Annotated in this window: 12 protein-coding genes; 3 read left to right on the plus strand and 9 right to left on the minus strand. The window is 72.8% G+C overall.

Annotated elements, in window-relative coordinates:
- Positions 1-1,115 precede the first annotated feature (1,115 nt).
- The gene (locus tag ACFYXK_RS20290; RefSeq protein WP_389412366.1) at positions 1,116-1,295 is read left to right on the plus strand and encodes a hypothetical protein; all 180 of its coding nucleotides are present in this window, start codon (positions 1,116-1,118) and stop codon (positions 1,293-1,295) included.
- 334 nt (positions 1,296-1,629) lie between these two features.
- Here the strand turns inward: ACFYXK_RS20290 and ACFYXK_RS20295 are convergent, their stop codons facing one another.
- The 4 genes from ACFYXK_RS20295 to ACFYXK_RS20310 form a co-directional block, all read right to left on the minus strand.
- On the minus strand, positions 1,630-1,788 hold the full coding sequence (locus ACFYXK_RS20295; protein ID WP_187743631.1) for a DUF6760 family protein: 159 nt from the start codon (positions 1,786-1,788) through the stop codon (positions 1,630-1,632).
- Entirely contained in the window at positions 1,785-2,297 is a 513-nt protein-coding gene (locus ACFYXK_RS20300) for a hypothetical protein (RefSeq protein ID WP_389412367.1), read from the minus strand. The genes ACFYXK_RS20295 and ACFYXK_RS20300 overlap by 4 nt, the downstream gene beginning before the upstream one ends.
- The gene (locus ACFYXK_RS20305; protein WP_389412368.1) at positions 2,297-2,740 is read right to left on the minus strand and encodes a phage tail protein; all 444 of its coding nucleotides are present in this window, start codon (positions 2,738-2,740) and stop codon (positions 2,297-2,299) included. The genes ACFYXK_RS20300 and ACFYXK_RS20305 overlap by 1 nt, the downstream gene beginning before the upstream one ends.
- Before the next feature lie 72 nt (positions 2,741-2,812).
- On the minus strand, positions 2,813-4,420 hold the full coding sequence (locus ACFYXK_RS20310; RefSeq protein ID WP_389412369.1) for a phage tail sheath family protein: 1,608 nt from the start codon (positions 4,418-4,420) through the stop codon (positions 2,813-2,815).
- Between the two features lie 224 nt (positions 4,421-4,644).
- Here ACFYXK_RS20310 and ACFYXK_RS20315 point away from each other — a divergent pair, with 224 nt between their 5' ends.
- Positions 4,645-6,045 carry an RICIN domain-containing protein gene (locus ACFYXK_RS20315; RefSeq protein ID WP_389412370.1) on the plus strand — a complete coding sequence of 467 codons (1,401 nt, stop codon included), beginning with the start codon at positions 4,645-4,647 and terminating at the stop codon, positions 6,043-6,045.
- 70 nt (positions 6,046-6,115) lie between these two features.
- Here the strand turns inward: ACFYXK_RS20315 and ACFYXK_RS20320 are convergent, their stop codons facing one another.
- The 3 genes from ACFYXK_RS20320 to ACFYXK_RS20330 all read right to left on the minus strand — a co-directional run bounded on the left by ACFYXK_RS20320 (position 6,116) and on the right by ACFYXK_RS20330 (position 9,791).
- Positions 6,116-8,197, minus strand: a complete 2,082-nt coding sequence (locus ACFYXK_RS20320) for an ATP-binding protein (protein WP_389412371.1) — start codon at positions 8,195-8,197, stop codon at positions 6,116-6,118.
- Positions 8,194-8,913 (minus strand): DUF4255 domain-containing protein, encoded by a 720-nt coding sequence (locus ACFYXK_RS20325; protein ID WP_389412372.1) that lies wholly within the window; start codon positions 8,911-8,913, stop codon positions 8,194-8,196. Before ACFYXK_RS20325 ends, ACFYXK_RS20320 begins: the two co-directional genes overlap by 4 nt.
- Positions 8,914-9,077: 164 nt before the next feature.
- Positions 9,078-9,791, minus strand: coding sequence for a response regulator transcription factor (locus tag ACFYXK_RS20330; RefSeq protein ID WP_389412373.1), 714 nt, complete (start codon positions 9,789-9,791; stop codon positions 9,078-9,080).
- A gap of 304 nt (positions 9,792-10,095) precedes the next feature.
- Between ACFYXK_RS20330 and ACFYXK_RS20335 the strand changes: the two genes are divergently transcribed.
- Positions 10,096-12,969, plus strand: a complete 2,874-nt coding sequence (locus ACFYXK_RS20335) for an AAA family ATPase (RefSeq protein ID WP_389412374.1) — start codon at positions 10,096-10,098, stop codon at positions 12,967-12,969.
- Positions 12,970-12,989: 20 nt separating this feature from the next.
- On the opposite strand, the gene ACFYXK_RS20340 is transcribed toward ACFYXK_RS20335, so the two are convergent.
- On the minus strand, positions 12,990-14,567 hold the full coding sequence (locus ACFYXK_RS20340) for a purple acid phosphatase family protein (RefSeq protein WP_389412375.1): 1,578 nt from the start codon (positions 14,565-14,567) through the stop codon (positions 12,990-12,992).
- A gap of 322 nt (positions 14,568-14,889) precedes the next feature.
- A complete protein-coding gene (locus ACFYXK_RS20345) occupies positions 14,890-16,818 on the minus strand; it encodes a DUF4157 domain-containing protein (protein ID WP_389412376.1) in 1,929 nt (642 codons plus the stop codon).
- Positions 16,819-17,808 lie beyond the last annotated feature (990 nt).

Genomic DNA, 17,808 nt, shown 5'->3' on the forward strand with positions numbered 1-17,808 from the left:
AAGACGCCGGCCGCGGACGGCTTCGCCCCGGCGCCGGAAGCCTTCGTGTCCGGGTCGAACGGACGCGCGCCCGCGCCCGACGGATCCGTGCCCCTCGCCCGGGAGTCGGTCCCCCCGTCGCGCCCTGCCCACCGTGGTTCGGACGCGTCCGTACGTGGCGCCCCTGCCGCGGGCGGCGCGCCGTCCCTGGCCACCGCCCGTCGGACGGGCGCGGCGGTCCCGGACATCGGTGCCGTCGTGTTCCCGGTCGGGGCGGACGCCGGTGCCGGGGACGCGGGTGCGGTCTTCCGCGCGGGGCCGTAGGCATCGGTCACTCCGTCGCGCCCGGGTGTCCGTGGTGCGGACGTCACGGGAGAGGGCGCCCGAGCGGGGGCGACGGCGGGCGTGTCCGTACGCGGCGCCTCCGCGGCCGGCGCCGCCTCGGATACGGGCATGCCGGACCTGCCGGGCACGCCGGTGCGCGGCGCGGAACCCCCGGGACGGCGCACCGCCTCTCGCCGCACCGGTGCGCCGAGTCCCGTACGCCCGGCGGCCGGACCCGGGCGCTCCGCGGACGATGACCGGGGCGGGGTGTCCGGTACCGGACCGCCCTGCGCGGGACGGGTGAGCGGCGGCATGCCCGAGGACGAAGGCGGAACGGCGAGGCCGTCCAGGGGTGAGGAGGGGGCCGTGGACGCCTCGGGGGACGGAGCGTACCCGGCGGCGGGCGGCCTGCCGGGGCGGGGAGCCGCAGCCCGCTGCACCGGGGCCGCGGAGCTCGGGGCGGCGGCGGACGCGCCGAGGCGACCGCGGTCCGCAGGGGCCGGCGCGGACTCCGGGCCCGGTGCCGTCCCGGCCGGTGTCACCTCGGGCACCGCACGAGCGGTCCGGCGCGTCGCGGTCAGGGCCCGTTGGACCGCCGCGGGGGCGGCCGGCGCCTTGGTCAGGGGTTGGCGCATCCGCGGCGGGGCCGACGGTACGGGTGTCACCCGGACACCACGGTTCGCCGTCCGCGGCGGGGCAGGCCGGTCGGCGAGCGGGCGCGGCGGCACCGGCGGCAGCGGAGTCGCCGCGGCTACGGGCACCGTCGGCCCGGAACCTGCGGGCCGGGTCCCCGCGTGTACCGAGGGGGTCCCGTGCGTCGCAGCGAATTCGGTGTCCGCCGGCACCGCCCGGAGCGGCGCCACCGGCATGCGCTGGACGACGGGTACGCCGGCCCGGGGGCCCGACGGCAGGCCCGGGGCGGGCCGTTCGAGTCCCGCGACCGGGCGGGCGGCCGCGGCCGGCGCACCCGACAGCAGACCGCCGCCCGCTGAAGGGTCCAGGACCGCGGGGGAGGGCGCCCGCGTGAACGACGGGTTCTGCCAGGTCGGCAGTCGCCCGCCGAAACCGGCGTCTGCGACGCCCGTCGCGCCGGAGCCCGTCGTACGCCGCAGCGGCGGCAGGAGGGCCCAGGCGGCGACGGCCGCCTGGGGCGCGGACGGCGCGGAAGTCGTGCTCCCGGTGGCCTCGGCGGGCGCCGTGGCCGCGGATCCGGTGCCCGGGGCCGGTGAACCGCCGGACGCCGCAGCGCCGGACGCCGAACCGCCGGACGCCCCAGCGCCGGCGTCGCCGCGCCGCCCCCGCAGCCGGTCCAGGAATGCCACCTGCTCAGCCCTCCGTCGCGCCGCGCGTCACGAGGGACGCGATCTGCTCGGTGTACCGGCGCCGGTCCTGGTGCTCCAGGTCCAAGATCGCGTCCAGGCCCCAGTGGAAGTGGTAGGCGACGTACGCGATCTCCTCGTGCAGCCGGTCGGTCGCGTACGTCACGATTCCCCCAGGCGGCTCCCGCCGAGTTCCACCTCGAAGGGCTCCGAGCAGTGCGGGCACTGCACGGCAGCGCGGGTGTGGCCCTCCGCGTTGATCTGGCGGTAGAAGTCCTGGAGGAACGCAAGGTCGGACGCGAACATGTTCTCCACGATCCCGTCGTGCACCATCGGGAGCGTGCCCAGCCGGGTGACGACCCGGCCGAGCAGCACCACCGAGAGGTACGCCGGGTTCTCCTGCACGCGCACGTCCCGCAGCGGGACCAACTCGTCGCGCGCCGTGGACAGCCGCATGACACCGTCACGGTGCACGGTGCCCGCGTCGTCGACGTAGCCGCGCGGCAGCTCGAAGGGGAACTCGGTGCGCAGCGACTGCCGCGGTGCCGGGTCGGCCGGAGGGCCGGCGGGTGCGTGGTGGGATGCGGCGGCGGGGGCCGGGTGGGGGAGATCCGCCCCCACCGCCGCAGTCTGGGGCACCGCGGAAGCCGGAGCCTTGGCAGCCGAACGCCGCATTATTCGATGACCAGTTCTTCGAACACGATGGTGACGGACTCGGTCAGCGCCGCTGCCTCACCGGCTTTCACCGTGCTCGTCTCGATCTTGCTGCACCAGGCGTTGCGCAGGTTGTAGCGCTTCACCGGGTTGTCCTGGTAGTCCATCATGATGATGGAGGCGTTCTTGCGGGCCGTGCTCATCTGGCCGCGGATCGAGTCGTTGATCCACTGCGTGAACGACGTCGACTGGGTCATGCCGCGCACGACCGTGCACTGGCCGTTCTTCTTCACGCCCGGCAGCAGTGACACCTCCGCCCGGCCCTGCGCGCTGTTCTGCTGGTAGGTGATGACGTCCTGTTCGAGGGTGAGACCGCTGACCTCGGCGAGGTACTCGACCATCACTCCGTCGATCTGGAGGCCGAAGTTGTGTGACGTGAGGGCGTCACCCGGCTGGAGACTCATGTGTTCGCTGTCCTTCTGAAGGGAGGAGGGGCAGGGGGAGGCGACGGGGGCGCAGGCGGGCCCCGCGCCCGGTTACTCCTCCAGCTCCCCGTTGCCGCTGGAGAACTGAGCCAGCCGGAAGATCACGAACTCGGCGGGCTTGACCGGCGCGATGCCGATCTCGCAGATGACCCGGCCGAGGTCGACCGACTCCGGCGGGTTCGTCTCCTCGTCGCACTTGACGTAGTACGCCTGCTCGGGGCTCTGCCCGAACAGGGCACCGCCCCGCCACTCGTTGACCAGGAACGCGGAGACGTTGCGGCGGATGCGCGCCCAGAGGTTGTGGTCGTTCGGCTCGAACACCACCCACTGGGTGCCGATCAGGATCGACTCCTCCAGGTAGTTGAAGTACCGGCGGATGTTCAGGTAGCGCCACGCGGGGTCGGAGGAGAGGGTACGGGCGCCCCAGATGCGGATGCCGCGGCCGGGGAAGGCCCGGATGCAGTTCACGCCGATCGGGTTGAGCAGGTCCTGCTCGCCGCGGGTGATCTGGAGCTCGAGGTCGACGGCGCCGCGGACGACCTCGTTGGCAGGGGCCTTGTGCACACCGCGCTCGGAGTCGTTGCGAGCCCAGACGCCGGCGACGTGACCGCTCGGCGGCACCAGGCGCGACTGCCCGGTCGCCGGGTCGAAGGACTTGATCCAGGGGTAGTACAGCGCCGCGTACTTGGAGTCGTAGTTGGCCGTCTCCTGGCGCCAGACCCGGATGTCGCGGGCGTTCAGGCCGGGCGGCGGGTCGATGATCGCGACCCGGTCGCCCATCAGCTCGCAGTGCGCGATCAGCCCGAGCTGGACCGCCTTGACGGCCTCCAGGGCGATCGCGCCACGCTGGTACGCGGCCATCAGGTCGGGCACGGCGACCATGGAGATCTCGTCGACGGCCTCCAGGCCGCCGAAGCCCGTGCGGTCGGCGGAATCGCCCAGGTACTGCGCCGGGCCGGGGTGAGAGCCCTCGGTACGGCCGGACGGGGCGCTCGGCGTCGAGGGCGCGGGCGCTGGCGCCGGCAGTACCACGGTCTGGTTCTCCGGGCGGGCCGCCGGCTGAGCGGCCGGCGAGGCCTCGGTCACGGCGATGAGCTTGGAACGCTCCTTGACCTGCGTGACGACGTAGGCACGGCTGCCCTTCTTCGCGGTCACGTCGAAGGTCTCGACCGGCTCGTCGCCGTCCTTGACGATCAGCTTGAAGCGTTCGGCGGGCCCCTCGCCCTCGGCGTCGGCGACCTCGACGGACAGCGCGCCGCCGCGGCCCTCCGCGGTGGCGGCCACGGCGAAGTTACCGAGCCGGCGGGGCTCGGCGGCGGGCAGCGCGGCCGGGGAGGCGGCACCGGTGACCGCGGCGGGCGCGGATGCCTGCCCCTGCCCGGCGGCGTCCTCGGCGGAGCCGCCGACGCGCACGACGTACGCCGCCGAACCGCCGTTGTTGAAGAACCCGTAGACGGAGTGCGCGAGGTAGTAGCCGTCGGTGAAGTCGCCGAAGGCCGCGACGTACTGGGTCCAGTTGGTCACCAGCGTCGGCTCGTTCAGCGGGCCGGTCGACGCCAGACCGACGAAGGCGGCCACCGACGTGCCGACTCCCTCGATGGGGCGCGAACCGCTGGCCACCTCCTCGACGTAGACGCCGGGCGACAGATAGGACGGCATGCTCTGCTCTCCTCCGGTACGAGACAGGACACCCACACTGTGGCGCGCGCGTCGCGCCCGCCGGAACGTCCCCCGGTACCCGAACGGGGGCACCGCCGCTGCCCGGAGGGGCAGGCGCCGGGGCACCCCGGCGACGGGACCGGCCGCACGGGCCGGCCCGACTGCCCCGAGGTCTGCCCCCGAGGCTCCTGACCGCCGGCGTCGGCGCGGTTAGCGTGCCGGGGGTGAGCCTCTGGACTTCCCTGGAACCCGCCTCCGTCACCGTCGACCCCGGCAGCAGTGCGCGCGTGCGCCTGCGCCTGCGCAACACCGGTGACGTGGTGGACGAATACCATTTCGAGCCCGTCGGCGACGTGGCGCCCTGGACGACGGTGGAACCGGCGACCTTGCGGTTGTACCCGGGCACCACGGGGACGGTCGAGCTGACGTTCGCGCCGCCCCGGACCCCCGATGCCACGGCCGGGCCCAACCCGTACGCGGTCCGGATCACGCCGACCGAGCATCCCGATGCCGTGACGGTGCCGGAGGGGAACCTGACGATCACCCCGTTCACCGAGGTGCGCGCGGAACTCGTACCACCGACCGTCAAGGGCCGCTTCCGCGGGCGTCCGAAACTGGCGGTCGACAACCTCGGCAACACCAAGGTGACGGCATCGGTCACGGGCAGCGACAACGGGGACCACCTCACGTACGAGATCCGCCCCGGGAGCGTCCAGATCGAGCCGGGGCGCGCGGCGTTCGTCGACGCGACCCTGCGGTCCCGGCGGGTCATCTGGTTCGGCTCGAAGGAGGAGCGGCCCTACACCCTCGCAGTGCGCCGTTCCGGCATCGAGCCGCTGGCGGTCGAGGGGACGTACGTCCAGCGCGGTTTCCTGCCCCGCTGGCTGGCCACGTTCTTCGGGCTGTTCCTGGCCATGGCCATCGCCTCCGTGATGATCTGGATCGCATACAAGCCGCAGGTCCGCAGCCAGGCCACCGAGGCGACCGAGCAGGCGGGCGCCGTCCTGCCGGCCGCTCCGTCTCTCTCCCCACCGCCCCCGCCGTCGCCGTCGGCCAGCGCCGAACCCGCACCGGCGAAGTCCGAGAAGCAGAAGGAGGAGGGCGGCGGGGGAGGGCAGTCCCAGAAGCCCGCGGGACCGCCGCCCGTGGTGCCCGCCGAACGGGTCCTGCTGCGCAACGCCGCCACCCGCATGTGCGCCGAACTGCCGGGCCGCGACAAGGGCCAGATCAACATGGCGGTCCAGCAGAGCGACTGCGACGGCACCGACGGGGACAACCAGCTCTGGAACCTGGAGGTGAAGTACCCCAAGCTCGGCCCCGGCGGCAAGCCGCTCTTCCAGATCCGCAACGTCAAGGACCAGTTCTGCATGGACCTCGGCGAGTACGGCGCCCGGCCCGTGGGCACGGGCATCGGCGAGTTCCACTGCGACGGCACCACCGCGGACAACCAGCTGTGGTGGATCGACAAGCAGGACAGCGGCGACTACTGGATCCGCAACTACGCCAGCAACAGCAGGTGCCTCAACGTGAACGGCGGGGCCAGCGCCGGGGACCGGCTGAACATCTCCGACTGCACCAACACCGGCAACCAGGAGTGGAAGGTCGTCCACCCCAAGACCGGCTGAGGCCCGCGGCGGCCGGCTCGGTCACCGGGCCCGGTCACCGGGCCAGGGCGACCGGGCCCGGGTGACCGGGTCACCAGCCGTGCTCGCCCGGTACCAGCCGCCCCGCCTTGCGGTACTCCCGCCGGGCGCCCTCCAAGAGGTCGTCCGCCGTCACCTCGCCGCCGCGCCCGGCGGCGTGATAGGCGGCGGTGACCACCGCGCTGCGGATGGAACCGCCCGCCAGCTCGAAGTCCCGGGCCAGCGGGGCCGCGTCGATGCCGTCGGCGCACGGCACGTGCGCCAGCCCGTGCCGCCACAGTGCGAGGCGCTGCCCGGCGTCCGGGAACGGGAAGTCGACCACCAGGTCCAGCCGCCGCGTGAACGCCTCGTCGATGTTGGCGCGCAGGTTGGTGGTCAGCAGCGCGATGCCGTCGAACGACTCCAGCCGCTGGAGCAGATAGGCGCTCTCCATGTTGGCGTAGCGGTCGTGCGCGCCCTTGACCTCGGAGCGCTTGCCGAAGACGGCGTCGGCCTCGTCGAAGAGCAGCACCGCGTCGGTGCGGTCCGCCTCCGTGAAGATCCCCTCCAGGTTCTTCTCGGTCTCGCCGACGTACTTGTCCACGACCGAGGACAGCTGGACCACGTACAGATCGAGCCCGAGGTCGGCCGCGACGACCTCCGCCGACAGCGTCTTGCCGGTGCCCGACTCCCCGGCGAACAGGCCGAGGACGCCCCGCCCGCGCCCGCCGCCCGCGCTGAGCCGCCAGTCGCCGAGCACACGGTCGCGGTGGCGGGCACGCAGGGCCAGTTCGCGCAGCTGTCCGAGGGGACCTTCGGGCAGGACCAGGTCCCCCCAGTCCACGGCCGGCCGGATGCGGCGGGTACGGCTCTCCAGCCCCGAGGCGGACTGGCGGCGCGCGGCGCGCCGCACATGGGCGGCGGTGACCGGACCGCCTTCGAAGGCGGCCAGTGCGCGTGCGGCCTGCGCGGCCCGCCGCACGCGGTCCCCGCCGAGGCGGTACGGGGCCACCGTCGCGGCCAGGTCGAAGTCGGCGCCGTCCGCGCCCAGCGCGGCCCGCCAGGCGGCCGTTCCACCGTCCCGGCGGCCCGGCGCGTCCAGGACCAGGGGGTCCTCGGGGCACCAGCGCGGGTCGTAGGGGCGGGGGTCGGCCAGCAGCACGGTCACGTCCGGCGCCGCGGCGAGCGCCCGCACCATCGGGCCGGGCCGCTCGGGCAGTGCCGGGACGACGACGGCCCGGCCGGTCAGGCGCGCCTCGCGCAGCAACTCGGCCACGTGCTCACCGGGTACGGCACAGCACAGCGCGTCCAGGCCCGCGGCGCCCAGGGCGGTGGCGTACGCCGCCAGGCCGTCGCCCTCACGCTGTTCCCGCAGGTAGACGGTCGCGGGGCCGGACTCCAGGAGGGTCGCGAGCCGGTGGGTGAACTGCTCGGCTGCCGTGTCGGGGAGCAGCGGTTCCGGCATCGGGCGCAGCAGGCCCAGCAGTGCGGTGTCCGGTGTGTCGTCGCCGAGGAGATGTCCGACGAGTCGGTCGGGCACGCGCAGTGAACGCGTCAGAAAGGGGCGTTCGGGCTCTTCGACCGCCAGCAGACCGAGAGCTGCAAGGGGTGCGGAGGCGTGCAGCCGGGCCCGGGCCGCGGCGGACTGCGCGGGCACCCCGCACAGGTCGAGGGCGAGGCCGATGGTGGCCCGGCGTCTGCTCACGTCGTCGTTGAGGTAGCCGTAGAGCGGCTCGAAGGTCCGGTCGACGTCCGGGGCGAGGGCGGCGAGCACGACGGCGACGTCGAGTTCGGTGAGGCCCGCCCGTGCGGCCAGCCGGGCCAGCCGGTCGGGGCCGGTCGGACCGTCGGTGCCGGAGCCGGCCCCGGTGGTGCTGTTGGTGGCGGCGGTGCCGGATCCCGTTCCGTCGTCCGTCACCGCCGGCCAGGTACGCAGGAGGTGGCGCACCGCCTCGTCGGACAGGTACAGGCCGCGCAGGGGGTCGTCGGCGGTGGGATCTGCGGCGGCCCGCCGTTCGACGAGCTCGGACACCCGCGCGCGCAGCCCGCCGAGACGGGCGAGCAGCGCGCGGGCGGGGCCGTCGACGGCATCCGGCAGTGCCCCGGTGCCCGGCGTCTGCGGACCCGGAACCGAGACGGCGTACGGGGCGCTCACGGTGCGTCCGGGCGGCGGGGAGCCTCCTGGCGCGAGGCCGCGTGCCCGGGGGAGGCCGCGTCCTTGCGGGCGGCCCGAGCCGCCCGGGCGGCCGCCACCTGGTGGGGACGGTGCGAACGGCCTTCGGACGCCGCCGGATCGCCGTCCACACCGCTCACCCGGACCATTGCGCCCTCGGTGACGGGCGGCCCCGCGTCGTACTCCGGGAAGGCCGGGAAGGGCGCGGTCACCACCAGGTCGAGGGACGGCTTCAGCTCGCCGCCGAGCGCGGACCAGATCTCGGCGAGCGACCGCGACTCCGTCTGGATGCCGGCCACAGTCAGCGGTACGGACAGATTCAGGGCCCGCAGGGAACCCGGCAGTTCGTCCGGTGGCAGCACCTCACGGGGCAGCAGCGTCGCGAGTACGGCGGACAGCAGCCGGTGCTCGTCCTGCGGGGTCTTCGTCCACGCCGTCACCAGGTACGACAGCCGGAACCAGCGCGGCGGCTGACTGCGCCGCACGACCACGTCGCGCTCGTCCCGTACCGCCGCGTGGCCGCGCTGACGCCGGGCCACGTCCTCCCGGATGTCGTACAGGTAGGTGTTGACCACGGGGGCGTTGCGCCGGGCCGCCCAGTCGCGGGTCGGTGCCTCGAAGGACACCTCGATGCCCGAACCCGTCAACGCCCCGCCGCCGAGCAGGCCCTTGAGTACCTCGTCCACCTCGTGGATCACGCCTGCGCTCCCGCTCTGCCCGCACGGCCGTTCCAGCCCGGCCCGTTGTCCACCGTCGATCGTCCCCGGGTGGCCGTGCGGGCCGCAGGGCCACGGGGGTCGGCCGCCGGGCAGTCCTCCCTGCCCCCGCGGACACGCCCCGCCGCTTTCGTCTGCCCGAACGGTCAGATGTAGCCTTCCCGAAGGGCAAAAGCCACGGCGTGCGCCCGATTGCGCAGGTGAAGCCGTGTGGTGAGGCCATGCATGACGTTCTTGACGGTCCGTTCGGAGTAGGCAAGCTTGCCCGCGATCTCACCGGTGTCGAAGCCCTCGGAGACCAGACGCAGGACGTCCACCTCACGGGACGTCAGCCCGAAGGCCGGCGTGTCGGTCCGCCCCGCCGCGCCCCGGTGCAGCGTGGCCACCTGCTGGATGAGCCGGCCGAGCAGGTCGGCGGGCAGGTCACCGTCACCACGGGACGCGGCCAGCACCGCTTGCACCAGCCGCTCGGCAGTGGCCTCGTGCCGCCAGACGATCGCGCCGACACCGCACTCCACCACGTCCAGCAGCTCGCTCTCCCGCAGTGCGCCCACCACGAGCACGGCACGCGCCCCCTCGCTGCGCACGATCCGGCGCAGCCGGACCAGAGCCTCCTCGTCGAGCGCGTCCTCGACGAGGAGGGCCACCGTGCCCGGGCCGGACTCTGCGCGCAGCTCGACCTCCGGGTGTCTGCGCAACTGGGCGGCGGCGCCCTCACGGCTGATGGGGTCGGTGGCGGACACCGTCACGGGGACGCGCCGGTCCCCGGGGCGAGAGGTCCCGGCCGTGATGGTGCGACCCGTGGTCGCAGAGGACGTGCCGGGAGAGGACGTGGTCGTGGTGCGGGGTGAGCTGAGCAACCGATTCCCCTGTTCAGCGGCCCGGCGCGGAGCGCGGGCCGGTCGCGGATGAGCACCCTCAACCCTTCTGCGGCCGCCGCGGGGGCCGCAATCGTGGAGGACCACGAGCCGTACCACGAGACCGTGCCGGCGACCACCACGAGATCGGCCGACCCCGCGCACGTCACCACAGGTCACAGCGATCCCGACAGCGTCGGGACGCTCCCGGGGGGACCGCAGTGAGGTACGCCACTTCACACCACCCCGACACGGATTCCGCCATCTCACCCGGCGGAAAGCACACCGTCCACCACAGGAGGCACTGATGACCGGACCGCTCCTCGAACGCGACGTGACCCGGGCGCTGCTCGCGGCCGAGGCGGAGCGGGCCCGCTCCGGCACCGGCCGCCTGGTGCTGCTCCAGGGAGCCGCCGGCACCGGCCGCACCTCCGTGCTGGAGACCGCCGTCCGCGACGCCGAGGATGTGGGCCTGCGAGTGCTGTGGGCCCGCTGCTCGCCGGAGGACACGGGGGTGCCCTTCGCCTCGGTGCTGCAACTCCTCGGTCCGGTGCCGGACTTCACCGACCTTGCACCCGACGGCGACGACCGGGGGAGCGCAGCCCGGCTGTGGCGGCTGCTGCGTGCCCATGCGGCCGAGGGTCCGCTCCTGGTGGCGGTCGACGACGTCCATCTTGCCGACGCCGCGTCACGCCGCTGGCTGCGGGAGGCGGTCCGCCGCATCGACCGATTACCGGTGCTGCTCGTGGCGAGCGAACGAAGTCAGTACGACATCGACGCGCGCCCCCAAGGCCTCGCCCAGTCCCTGCCTCCGTCCCTCGTCCGCACGCATACGATCGATCCGCTCGGCGACGCGGCCGCCACGGAGCTCGTCCGGGCCGCCTTCCCGGCAGCCGGACCCCACTGGACGGCCGAGTGCGTACGGGCAGGCGCCGGCAGCCCGATGCTGCTCCACGCCCTGCTCGACGACCTCGGCGGCCCGCGGGCGCCGGGGCCCGCAGCGGAGGCGGTCCCACCGCTGCCGGACACCTGCGCCGCGCTGTATCCCGGGAGCTACGCGGCGGCCGTCTCGTGGTGGCTGCACAGCGCGGGTACGGCGACGGCCGAGGTGGCCCGCTGCCTGGCGGCGCTGGAGGAGGCCTGGCCCCGGCAGACACACGAGGCAGACGAGACGCGGGAAGCGGAGGGAAGCCGCCCCGGACGCGGCGCGGGCCGTCCGGCGGTCACGGATGTGGCCGGAGTACTGGCCGATGCGGCCGAAGCGGATCCCGCACGGGTCGCCGGCTGGCTCACCGCGATGACCCGCATCGGACTCCTGCGCCCGGATCCGGCCGGCCTGCCCCGCTTCTCCCACCGGCTGCTGCGGGACGCCGTGCTGACCGGCTGGCCGACGTCACGACGCGAGGCGGCGCACCGGGTGGCGGCAGAGACGATGCTGCGACGCGGCGAACGCGCCGAAGCGGTCGCCGCCCATCTGCTGCGCACGCGGGGCGTCGGACTCCCCTGGGCACTGCGCGTGCTGCGCGACGCGGCGACGGCCGCGGTGCACGACGCCCGCCCCGGCGACGCCGCTGGCTACCTGCGCCGCGCCCTGGACGAACCGCTCTCCGACGACCGGCGCCAGCAACTGCTGACCGAGCTGGGTTCGCTGGAGTACGTCTCGGCGTACGACACGGTGGCCATCGCACGTCTGGCGGAGGCACAGCACCTGCCGGCCGCACCCCGCGACCGGGTGCGCGCGGCCGTCGCCCTCGGCACGGCCCTGGTCGGCCGCGGCGAGGTCACCACGGCGCTGGAGGTGCTGCGGCGCACCGAGGGCAGCCTCGGTGGACATCCCGGACTCACCCGCACCGTGCAGACCGCCACCGCGCTGCTGTCCGACTCCGACCTGGCGACCCGCCAGGAGACCTACCGCAGGCTCTCTGAGAGCGGCGAGCAGGCTCCGGAACTCGTCGGCACCGCCAGCCTGGCCCTGCTGGTGCGGTACGAGGCGACGGCCGGGCTGATCTCCGCCGGCGAGGCCATGACCCGCGTAAGGGCCCTGCTCGCCCAGCCCTCCGACCCACTGGCGGAGCCGTTCCTGCTGGGCACCGCGGCGGCGGTCGCCGAGTGGGCGGGCGAACTCGACGAGGCCGAACGGCTCGTGGACCGCGGCCTGGTCGGCCAGCACCCCGCCCTGCTCCACCCCATGGAGGACGCGCTGCTCAACACCCGCGCCGACATCGCCGCGGCGCGCGGTGACGTCGCCCGGCTGATCGCCGTCCGGGACGACGGCGCGGCCGTCGCCGCACGCGCCCACGGCGGACCCTCCAACCGGGACGCCCACGTGCTGATGGCACTCGTCCACACGGGGCGCTTCGAGGAGGCCGCACGGCTCGCCGACGCCTTCGACCTGAGCCGGGCCCCGGAATCATGGGAGCTGAACCGGTTCCTCTACGCGCGGGGAGTGCAGCGCCTGGCCGCCGGCGATCCGGCGGGCGCGCTCCACGACTTCCTGGAGTGCGGCCGCCGCCAGACCGCCCGCGAGGTGCTCAGCCCGGTCGTCACCCCGTGGCGGACGGCGGTCGCCCAGTGCCGCCTTGCGCTCGGCGGTGGCCAGGAGGCCCTGGCCCTGGCCACCGAAGAGCTGCGGCTGGCCCAGGTGTGGAACACTCCGCGCACCGTGGGGCGCGCGTTGCGCGTCCTCGGCACCGCGACCGGCGGCCGCCGCGGACTGCACCTCGCCGAGGAGGCGGTCGAGATCCTCAGGGGCGCTCCCGCCGACGCCGGCATGGAACTGGTGGAGGCCCTGATCGCCCAGGGCCGCCAGCTCCTCGCCGCCGGCGAACGGGGACGCGCCCGCGACCGGCTGCGCGAGGCGGCGGACCTGGCCGAACGCAAGGGGGGCCTGCGGCTGCTCACCCTGGCCGAGCAGGCCCTCCGGGAGGGTGGCGTCCGGGTCCCGGCCGCGGCGCGGACCGGCTCGGGGGCGCTGACCGGCAGCGAGCGCCGCATCGCCGAACTGGCCGCGGCGGGGCGGACGAACACCGAGATCGCGGACCTCCTGCACGTGGCCCGCCGCACCGTGGAGACCCATTTGACCAGCACCTACCGGAAACTGGGCATACGCCGAAGGTCGGAACTGCCTGCCACCTTGTCCCGTCCCCGCCCCCCGACCGCCGGCGCCCGGGAACCGTCCTGAGGCCGACCGGGCCTTGGACCCTAGCGGCCGCGTCCCCTCTGGATCTCGAAGTGGTCGATCCGCTGGCCCGTTTCGGCCAGTGCGCTGACCTTCAGCTTCGGGGCGCGGCCCGTCTCGACCTCGACCGCGAGGAAGGAATAGTTGGTGTACCGCACCCGCGACCACTCGACCGTCTCGGTCGCCTTCGATCCGCCCTTGACCCACCGGTAGGACTCGACGCTGTCGCGGTCCGCGACGTGGCCCTCGTACGAGTCCGGAACCGGGAAGCTGTACAGCGAGCGCCCCGCCGCGCCTGCCGTGACGTAGACGATGCCGTCCTGCGTGGGGTCGGTGCGCTCGCCGATGGGGACCTTCCGGCCGACCTTGTTGCCCTTGATCGCGTCGGTCCGTTCGTACACGTGGTTGTGGCCGTTGATGACCAGGTCCACCTGATGCTTCTCGAACAGCGGCACCCACACGTCGCGCACCCCGCCCTCCGAGGCGTGCGCGCTGGTGGTGGAGAACGCGCAGTGGTGGAAGAACACCACGATGAAGTCCACGTCGCGATGGTGGCGCAGTTCGCCCAGCCGCCGGTCCAGCCACGCCGTCTGCCTTCCGCCGCTGATCCCGAAGTTGGCGGGGATCTCGTACGAGACGTCGTTCGCGTCGAGTGCGACGACCGCGACGTTGCCGTGTACGAACGAGTACACGCCGGGCTGGTTGACCGGGTCCGGGCCGTTGTCGGGCAGGGACCAGCGGGCGTTCTGGCCACCGTAGCCCTGGGGCGAGTACCAGGCCTCCATGTCGTGGTTGCCGGTCGTCACCATCCACGGCACGGTCTTGGCCACCGTTTCCGTCTGGGCCAGGAACTGGTCCCAGGCCCGCGCGTCGTAGGTGTCGCCGGCGGTGCCCGAACCGGAGGAGTCGGCGTAGCAGATGTCGCCCGCGTGCAGGTGGAAGGCCGGGTTCTGGGCCAGCAGTACCGCGTCGTTGCCGAGCGCGTGGTAGCTCACGCCTTGGTCACCGAAGGCGGTGAAGGTGAAGTTCTCGGCGCGCGAGGGGGCGGTGGTGAAGGTGCCGAGGGTACCCAGGTTGCGGTGGTCGGCCGGGTCGAAGCCGTCGTGCCCGACCCCGTAGTAGTAGGTCTGACCGGGCCTCAGCCGGTCCAGACCCACGTGCAGGTAGAACTGCTCGGCCGCGGCGATCTTGCCGCCGTTCAGGACCGGTGTGCTCAGGTGCCGGACCTCGGCATCGATCTTCACGCTCAACGCCCAGGGGCTGGTGCCCACGCGCAGGTACGGCTTCTTCACCGCGAACGGCACCTGCCAGGACACCCGCATCTGCGTCTTCGGATCGGCGCCGTACTGCAAGTGCCGTGCGAACGGTGCGGCCAGCGCACCGTCGACACCGCGCCGCTCGGTGGAGGTCAGCGCGGCAGGAGCCGCGTACGCGGGCGAGGCCGCGCCGACGCTCAGGCCGGCACCGGCGACGGCCGCGGTCACCGCACCCGCGCGCAGCGCGCCGCGCCGGGTGAACTTCGCACGCAGGTAGTCGTGCTGCTCAGCCATGCTCATCCGGGAGGCGAGCTTCTGGGGGATACCGAAATCGGGAAGGTCCATGGCCGCAAACCTCATCGTCCCAGATGACGCGGAGTTGGCCGGGAGGTGGACGGACGGGGGCGGAATCCCCAGGAGAATCCCCGGAATTGCCCATCTTCGTGCCACTCCGGTTCGATGCAGGGGCCTCTGGCTGACGCCACACCAGTTCCCGTGGTCCGCCACCTCGATCACCGTGCCGCGGTCTTCTCCCGAAGATCGCGTGGGGTCACCCGTCTCACACAGCAGTTGGCCGGCTGCGTCCGGACCGCGTCATGCTCGGGGAAGCCGGCCGCTCCGCTCCACGCCGCGTGGGCGGGCAGTCTGTGGGGATGCCGGCGGCGTCTCACTTCTTGCCCCGCAAGGCTCGCAGGAGCGACTGCGTCCTGTTCGGGCCGGGGCCGCTGTCGAGCTGGTTCTCACTCTCGGGGGTGACCCAGCCCAGCGCCTTCCAGAACTCGAGGGCCTCAGGCGGGAACAGGTGCTGGAACTCGTCCGCGCTGATGGCCATGTCGGGCGCCTTGGCGGTGCTGTGGTCCTGTTCCATGACACCCTGATGCTGGCCGGTGTACTGCTTGAGGAACTTCTCCATGTAGCCGGGGCCCGAAATGTCGGAGGCCAGGCCCGCGAGATCCCCTTCGATGTTCTTGGATCCGTACTTGTCCTTCAGGTCGGTGAAATGTTGCGGCAGGTTCTTGAGGATTTCGTCCATGAACTCCGACCCGGGCGCCAGGATGAAGTTGTTGCCCAGAATTCCCTTGCCGTAGCGGGCGGTGGCCGCCTCGCTGAGGTCCTCGGGGGTCGGCTCCTGATCCGTTTCCTCACGACCCAACGCCGTGTGCACGCTGTTCTTGTCCCTCAGTCGCGGGGCGAGAAGGGGAACTTCCTCGCTGTGCATCAGCACCTCGGGCGCCGACCTGAGCCGAACAGCGCCTGGTGCGACGTCGACGTCCATGTACACCCCGCCGTATTTCTTCATCACGGTGTAGCGCAGGATGTCGGAGGCCAGATTGTGGGCCTTTTTCTTCTTGGCATCCTTGTAGATCTGGTAGTTTTCCTCGCCCGCGTTCTCCTTCACCAGCTTGTCGCTGTCGGCGCGGATCTTCAGGCGGTTGCCGAAAATCTTCTCGAGGTCCTTTACCCTCGAACTGCTCGCGTCGGTCCACAGGGTCAGCGTCCAGTTGCTGTCCTCGGCGTTCTCCTTCCACGCGTTCAGGTTGGCCACGGCGGCATCGCCGGGCTTCCCGCCCAGCCAGATGAAGTGCAGGTCCCGCGGCACCGGGACGCGGCGCGCCGATCGCGGCTTGTCAGCCCCGCTCCACACCTGCTGAGCGGTGTCGGCCTGAGCGGCAAAACCTCGGCTGCTCAGGCGGTTGAGCAGCAGCCGGTAGATGTCCGATCGGTCCGTGGCCGCCAAGTGGCGCACGTATCCCACGAGCCGATCACCGTCACCCGAGTAGAGCTCGGTGTTTTCATGGTCGCGCAGTTGGAGACTCTCGCCGCGTGCCGACTCCACGGTCTCCTGTTCCCCGGGGCGCTCTTCTGTCGCCGTCTCCTCTCCAGGGGCCCGCTGCACCACCGTGGCGACGTGCGGTTCTCGCGCCGGGCTCCCGGTCGCGACGCGTTGCACAGGTGCCGGCCCGCTGACGGGCTGCTCGTGGTTGCTGCACCCCGGGCCGTGTCGATGCCGGTCGCCGGGCACGGGCCGGCTCCCGGCAGAGACGCGCTGGACGGGAGCAGGCGCGGCCATGGCCCGGTCGGACGCGCTCTCCGCGAAGCGTTCGCCCCGGTCACTCGGATGCGAGATGGCAAGTCCGGCCCCGTTGTCCGTACCCAAAGCCGGTTCCGGGTCGAAGGTGTGGGCCAGCTCGTGCGCCCAGTCCTTCTTGCTCATGGCACCGCCGTCGACGATGTGCCCGCCGGCGGCGAACGCCTTGGCATCGATCAGGGCAGCAGCTTTGCGCGCGGTGGTCCCGTCATGGACCTGCACGGCACTGAAGTCCGCGCCGTCGTAGCGTGTTTCCATCTCCCGCTGCAGAGACGGTTCCAGCGGGTGCGACGGTGACCGCAGGGCTTCGTCCACGGCCGCTCGCTGCACATGCGCATGGTCGACGGTCTCGTCCGGAGCGGGTCTGGCCGAAGCGCCGCCTCCTGCGGAAGCGACTCGCTGCAGATGCTTGAGCCAGTGAGAGTTCAGTCCGACAGCCTGGCTCGCGCGGGACGACCCTTGCGCCCGTCGGCCGACTTGCCCGGCATCCTTCTCGTGCGCATGCACGCGGCACACTCCTTCGCCCAAGGGGACACTGCCAGCCTGATTGTCCCCGCTGCAGTGCGGCGGCATGAAGTCCTCACCGGTGCAGACATGTTGCCCTCGGGCACCGTACGTTCGGGCAACAGGACCACCCCCACACGCCGTGAACGCCCGGTCACCGGCCCCGCGACCTCGTCAGGGCCCGGCACCGTCCTCTTCGGCACGCAGCCATTTCGCCACGGCTGCGTTTCCCGCAGTGTGTTGGAGGAGGTTCAGACGTGCCAAGGTGCCGCTCTCGGGGGCGGACCGCGCAGTCTTCCCGACCGCGCCCGAGGGTTCCGTGGCGATCGCGCGCCTTTGCGCCTGCGCGGCGCCCTCCTGCTGGTTGCCCTGCATCCGTCCTCTCTCCGTCGATGACCCAAGCCCGTCAACCACCCGCGAATTGCTATCACGAGATGCCGCCGAGGGGGAGGGCAGTTGGTTGGGCATGTCCCATGTGGTGAGGCGGACGAGGTGTTCGTAGCAGCAGATGGTGGCGCCGAGTCCGAGGAAGGCCGGTTGAAGGGTGTCCCGTATCTGGTTCGTGGTGATGTCGGGCGGAGCTGTCGACAGGCTCCGCGGGGACGTAGAGATCTGGCCGTGCCCCCACCCTCGCCCAGGCCTGGCCTGGCCTGGCAGATCCTGTTCGACGGCCGTGGGCAGGCCAATCCTGGCGCAGCGAGCACCTGGCGTTCGCCGCGGCACGTGACGCGGTAGTCGCCGCGACCGCCCGGCGCGCGGAGTGCCGTCGTTCTCGTTTCACGTTGGAGCGCTGTCGGCAGTTCCTCGAGTTTCTGAGTGCTGGGATGGCGACGACGAAGGCTGCGGCGGAGGTCGGCATCACGACCGCGACGGTCTATCAGCCCCGCCGCCGGGATGCCGCCCTTCGATGTCCCAGGACACGCGTCGCCATCGGGGTCGCGCACCGCCCGTCCGACATCCGCGACTTCCTCGCCGAGGCCGGGCTGGAGAACG

Source organism: Streptomyces sp. NPDC002209, from assembly GCF_042890265.1.
Classification (GTDB): Bacteria; Actinomycetota; Actinomycetes; order Streptomycetales; family Streptomycetaceae; genus Streptomyces.

What these genes read in the sequence shown, in the direction of transcription:
- ACFYXK_RS20310 (WP_389412369.1), bottom strand. Translation starts at nt 4,420, where the DNA reads ATGCCGTCCTATCTGTCGCCCGGCGTCTACGTCGAGGAGGTGGCCAGC.
- ACFYXK_RS20305 (WP_389412368.1), bottom strand. Translation starts at nt 2,740, where the DNA reads ATGAGTCTCCAGCCGGGTGACGCCCTCACGTCACACAACTTCGGCCTC.
- ACFYXK_RS20340 (WP_389412375.1), bottom strand. Translation starts at nt 14,567, where the DNA reads ATGGACCTTCCCGATTTCGGTATCCCCCAGAAGCTCGCCTCCCGGATG.
- ACFYXK_RS20335 (WP_389412374.1), top strand. Translation starts at nt 10,096, where the DNA reads ATGACCGGACCGCTCCTCGAACGCGACGTGACCCGGGCGCTGCTCGCG.
- ACFYXK_RS20300 (WP_389412367.1), bottom strand. Translation starts at nt 2,297, where the DNA reads ATGCGGCGTTCGGCTGCCAAGGCTCCGGCTTCCGCGGTGCCCCAGACT.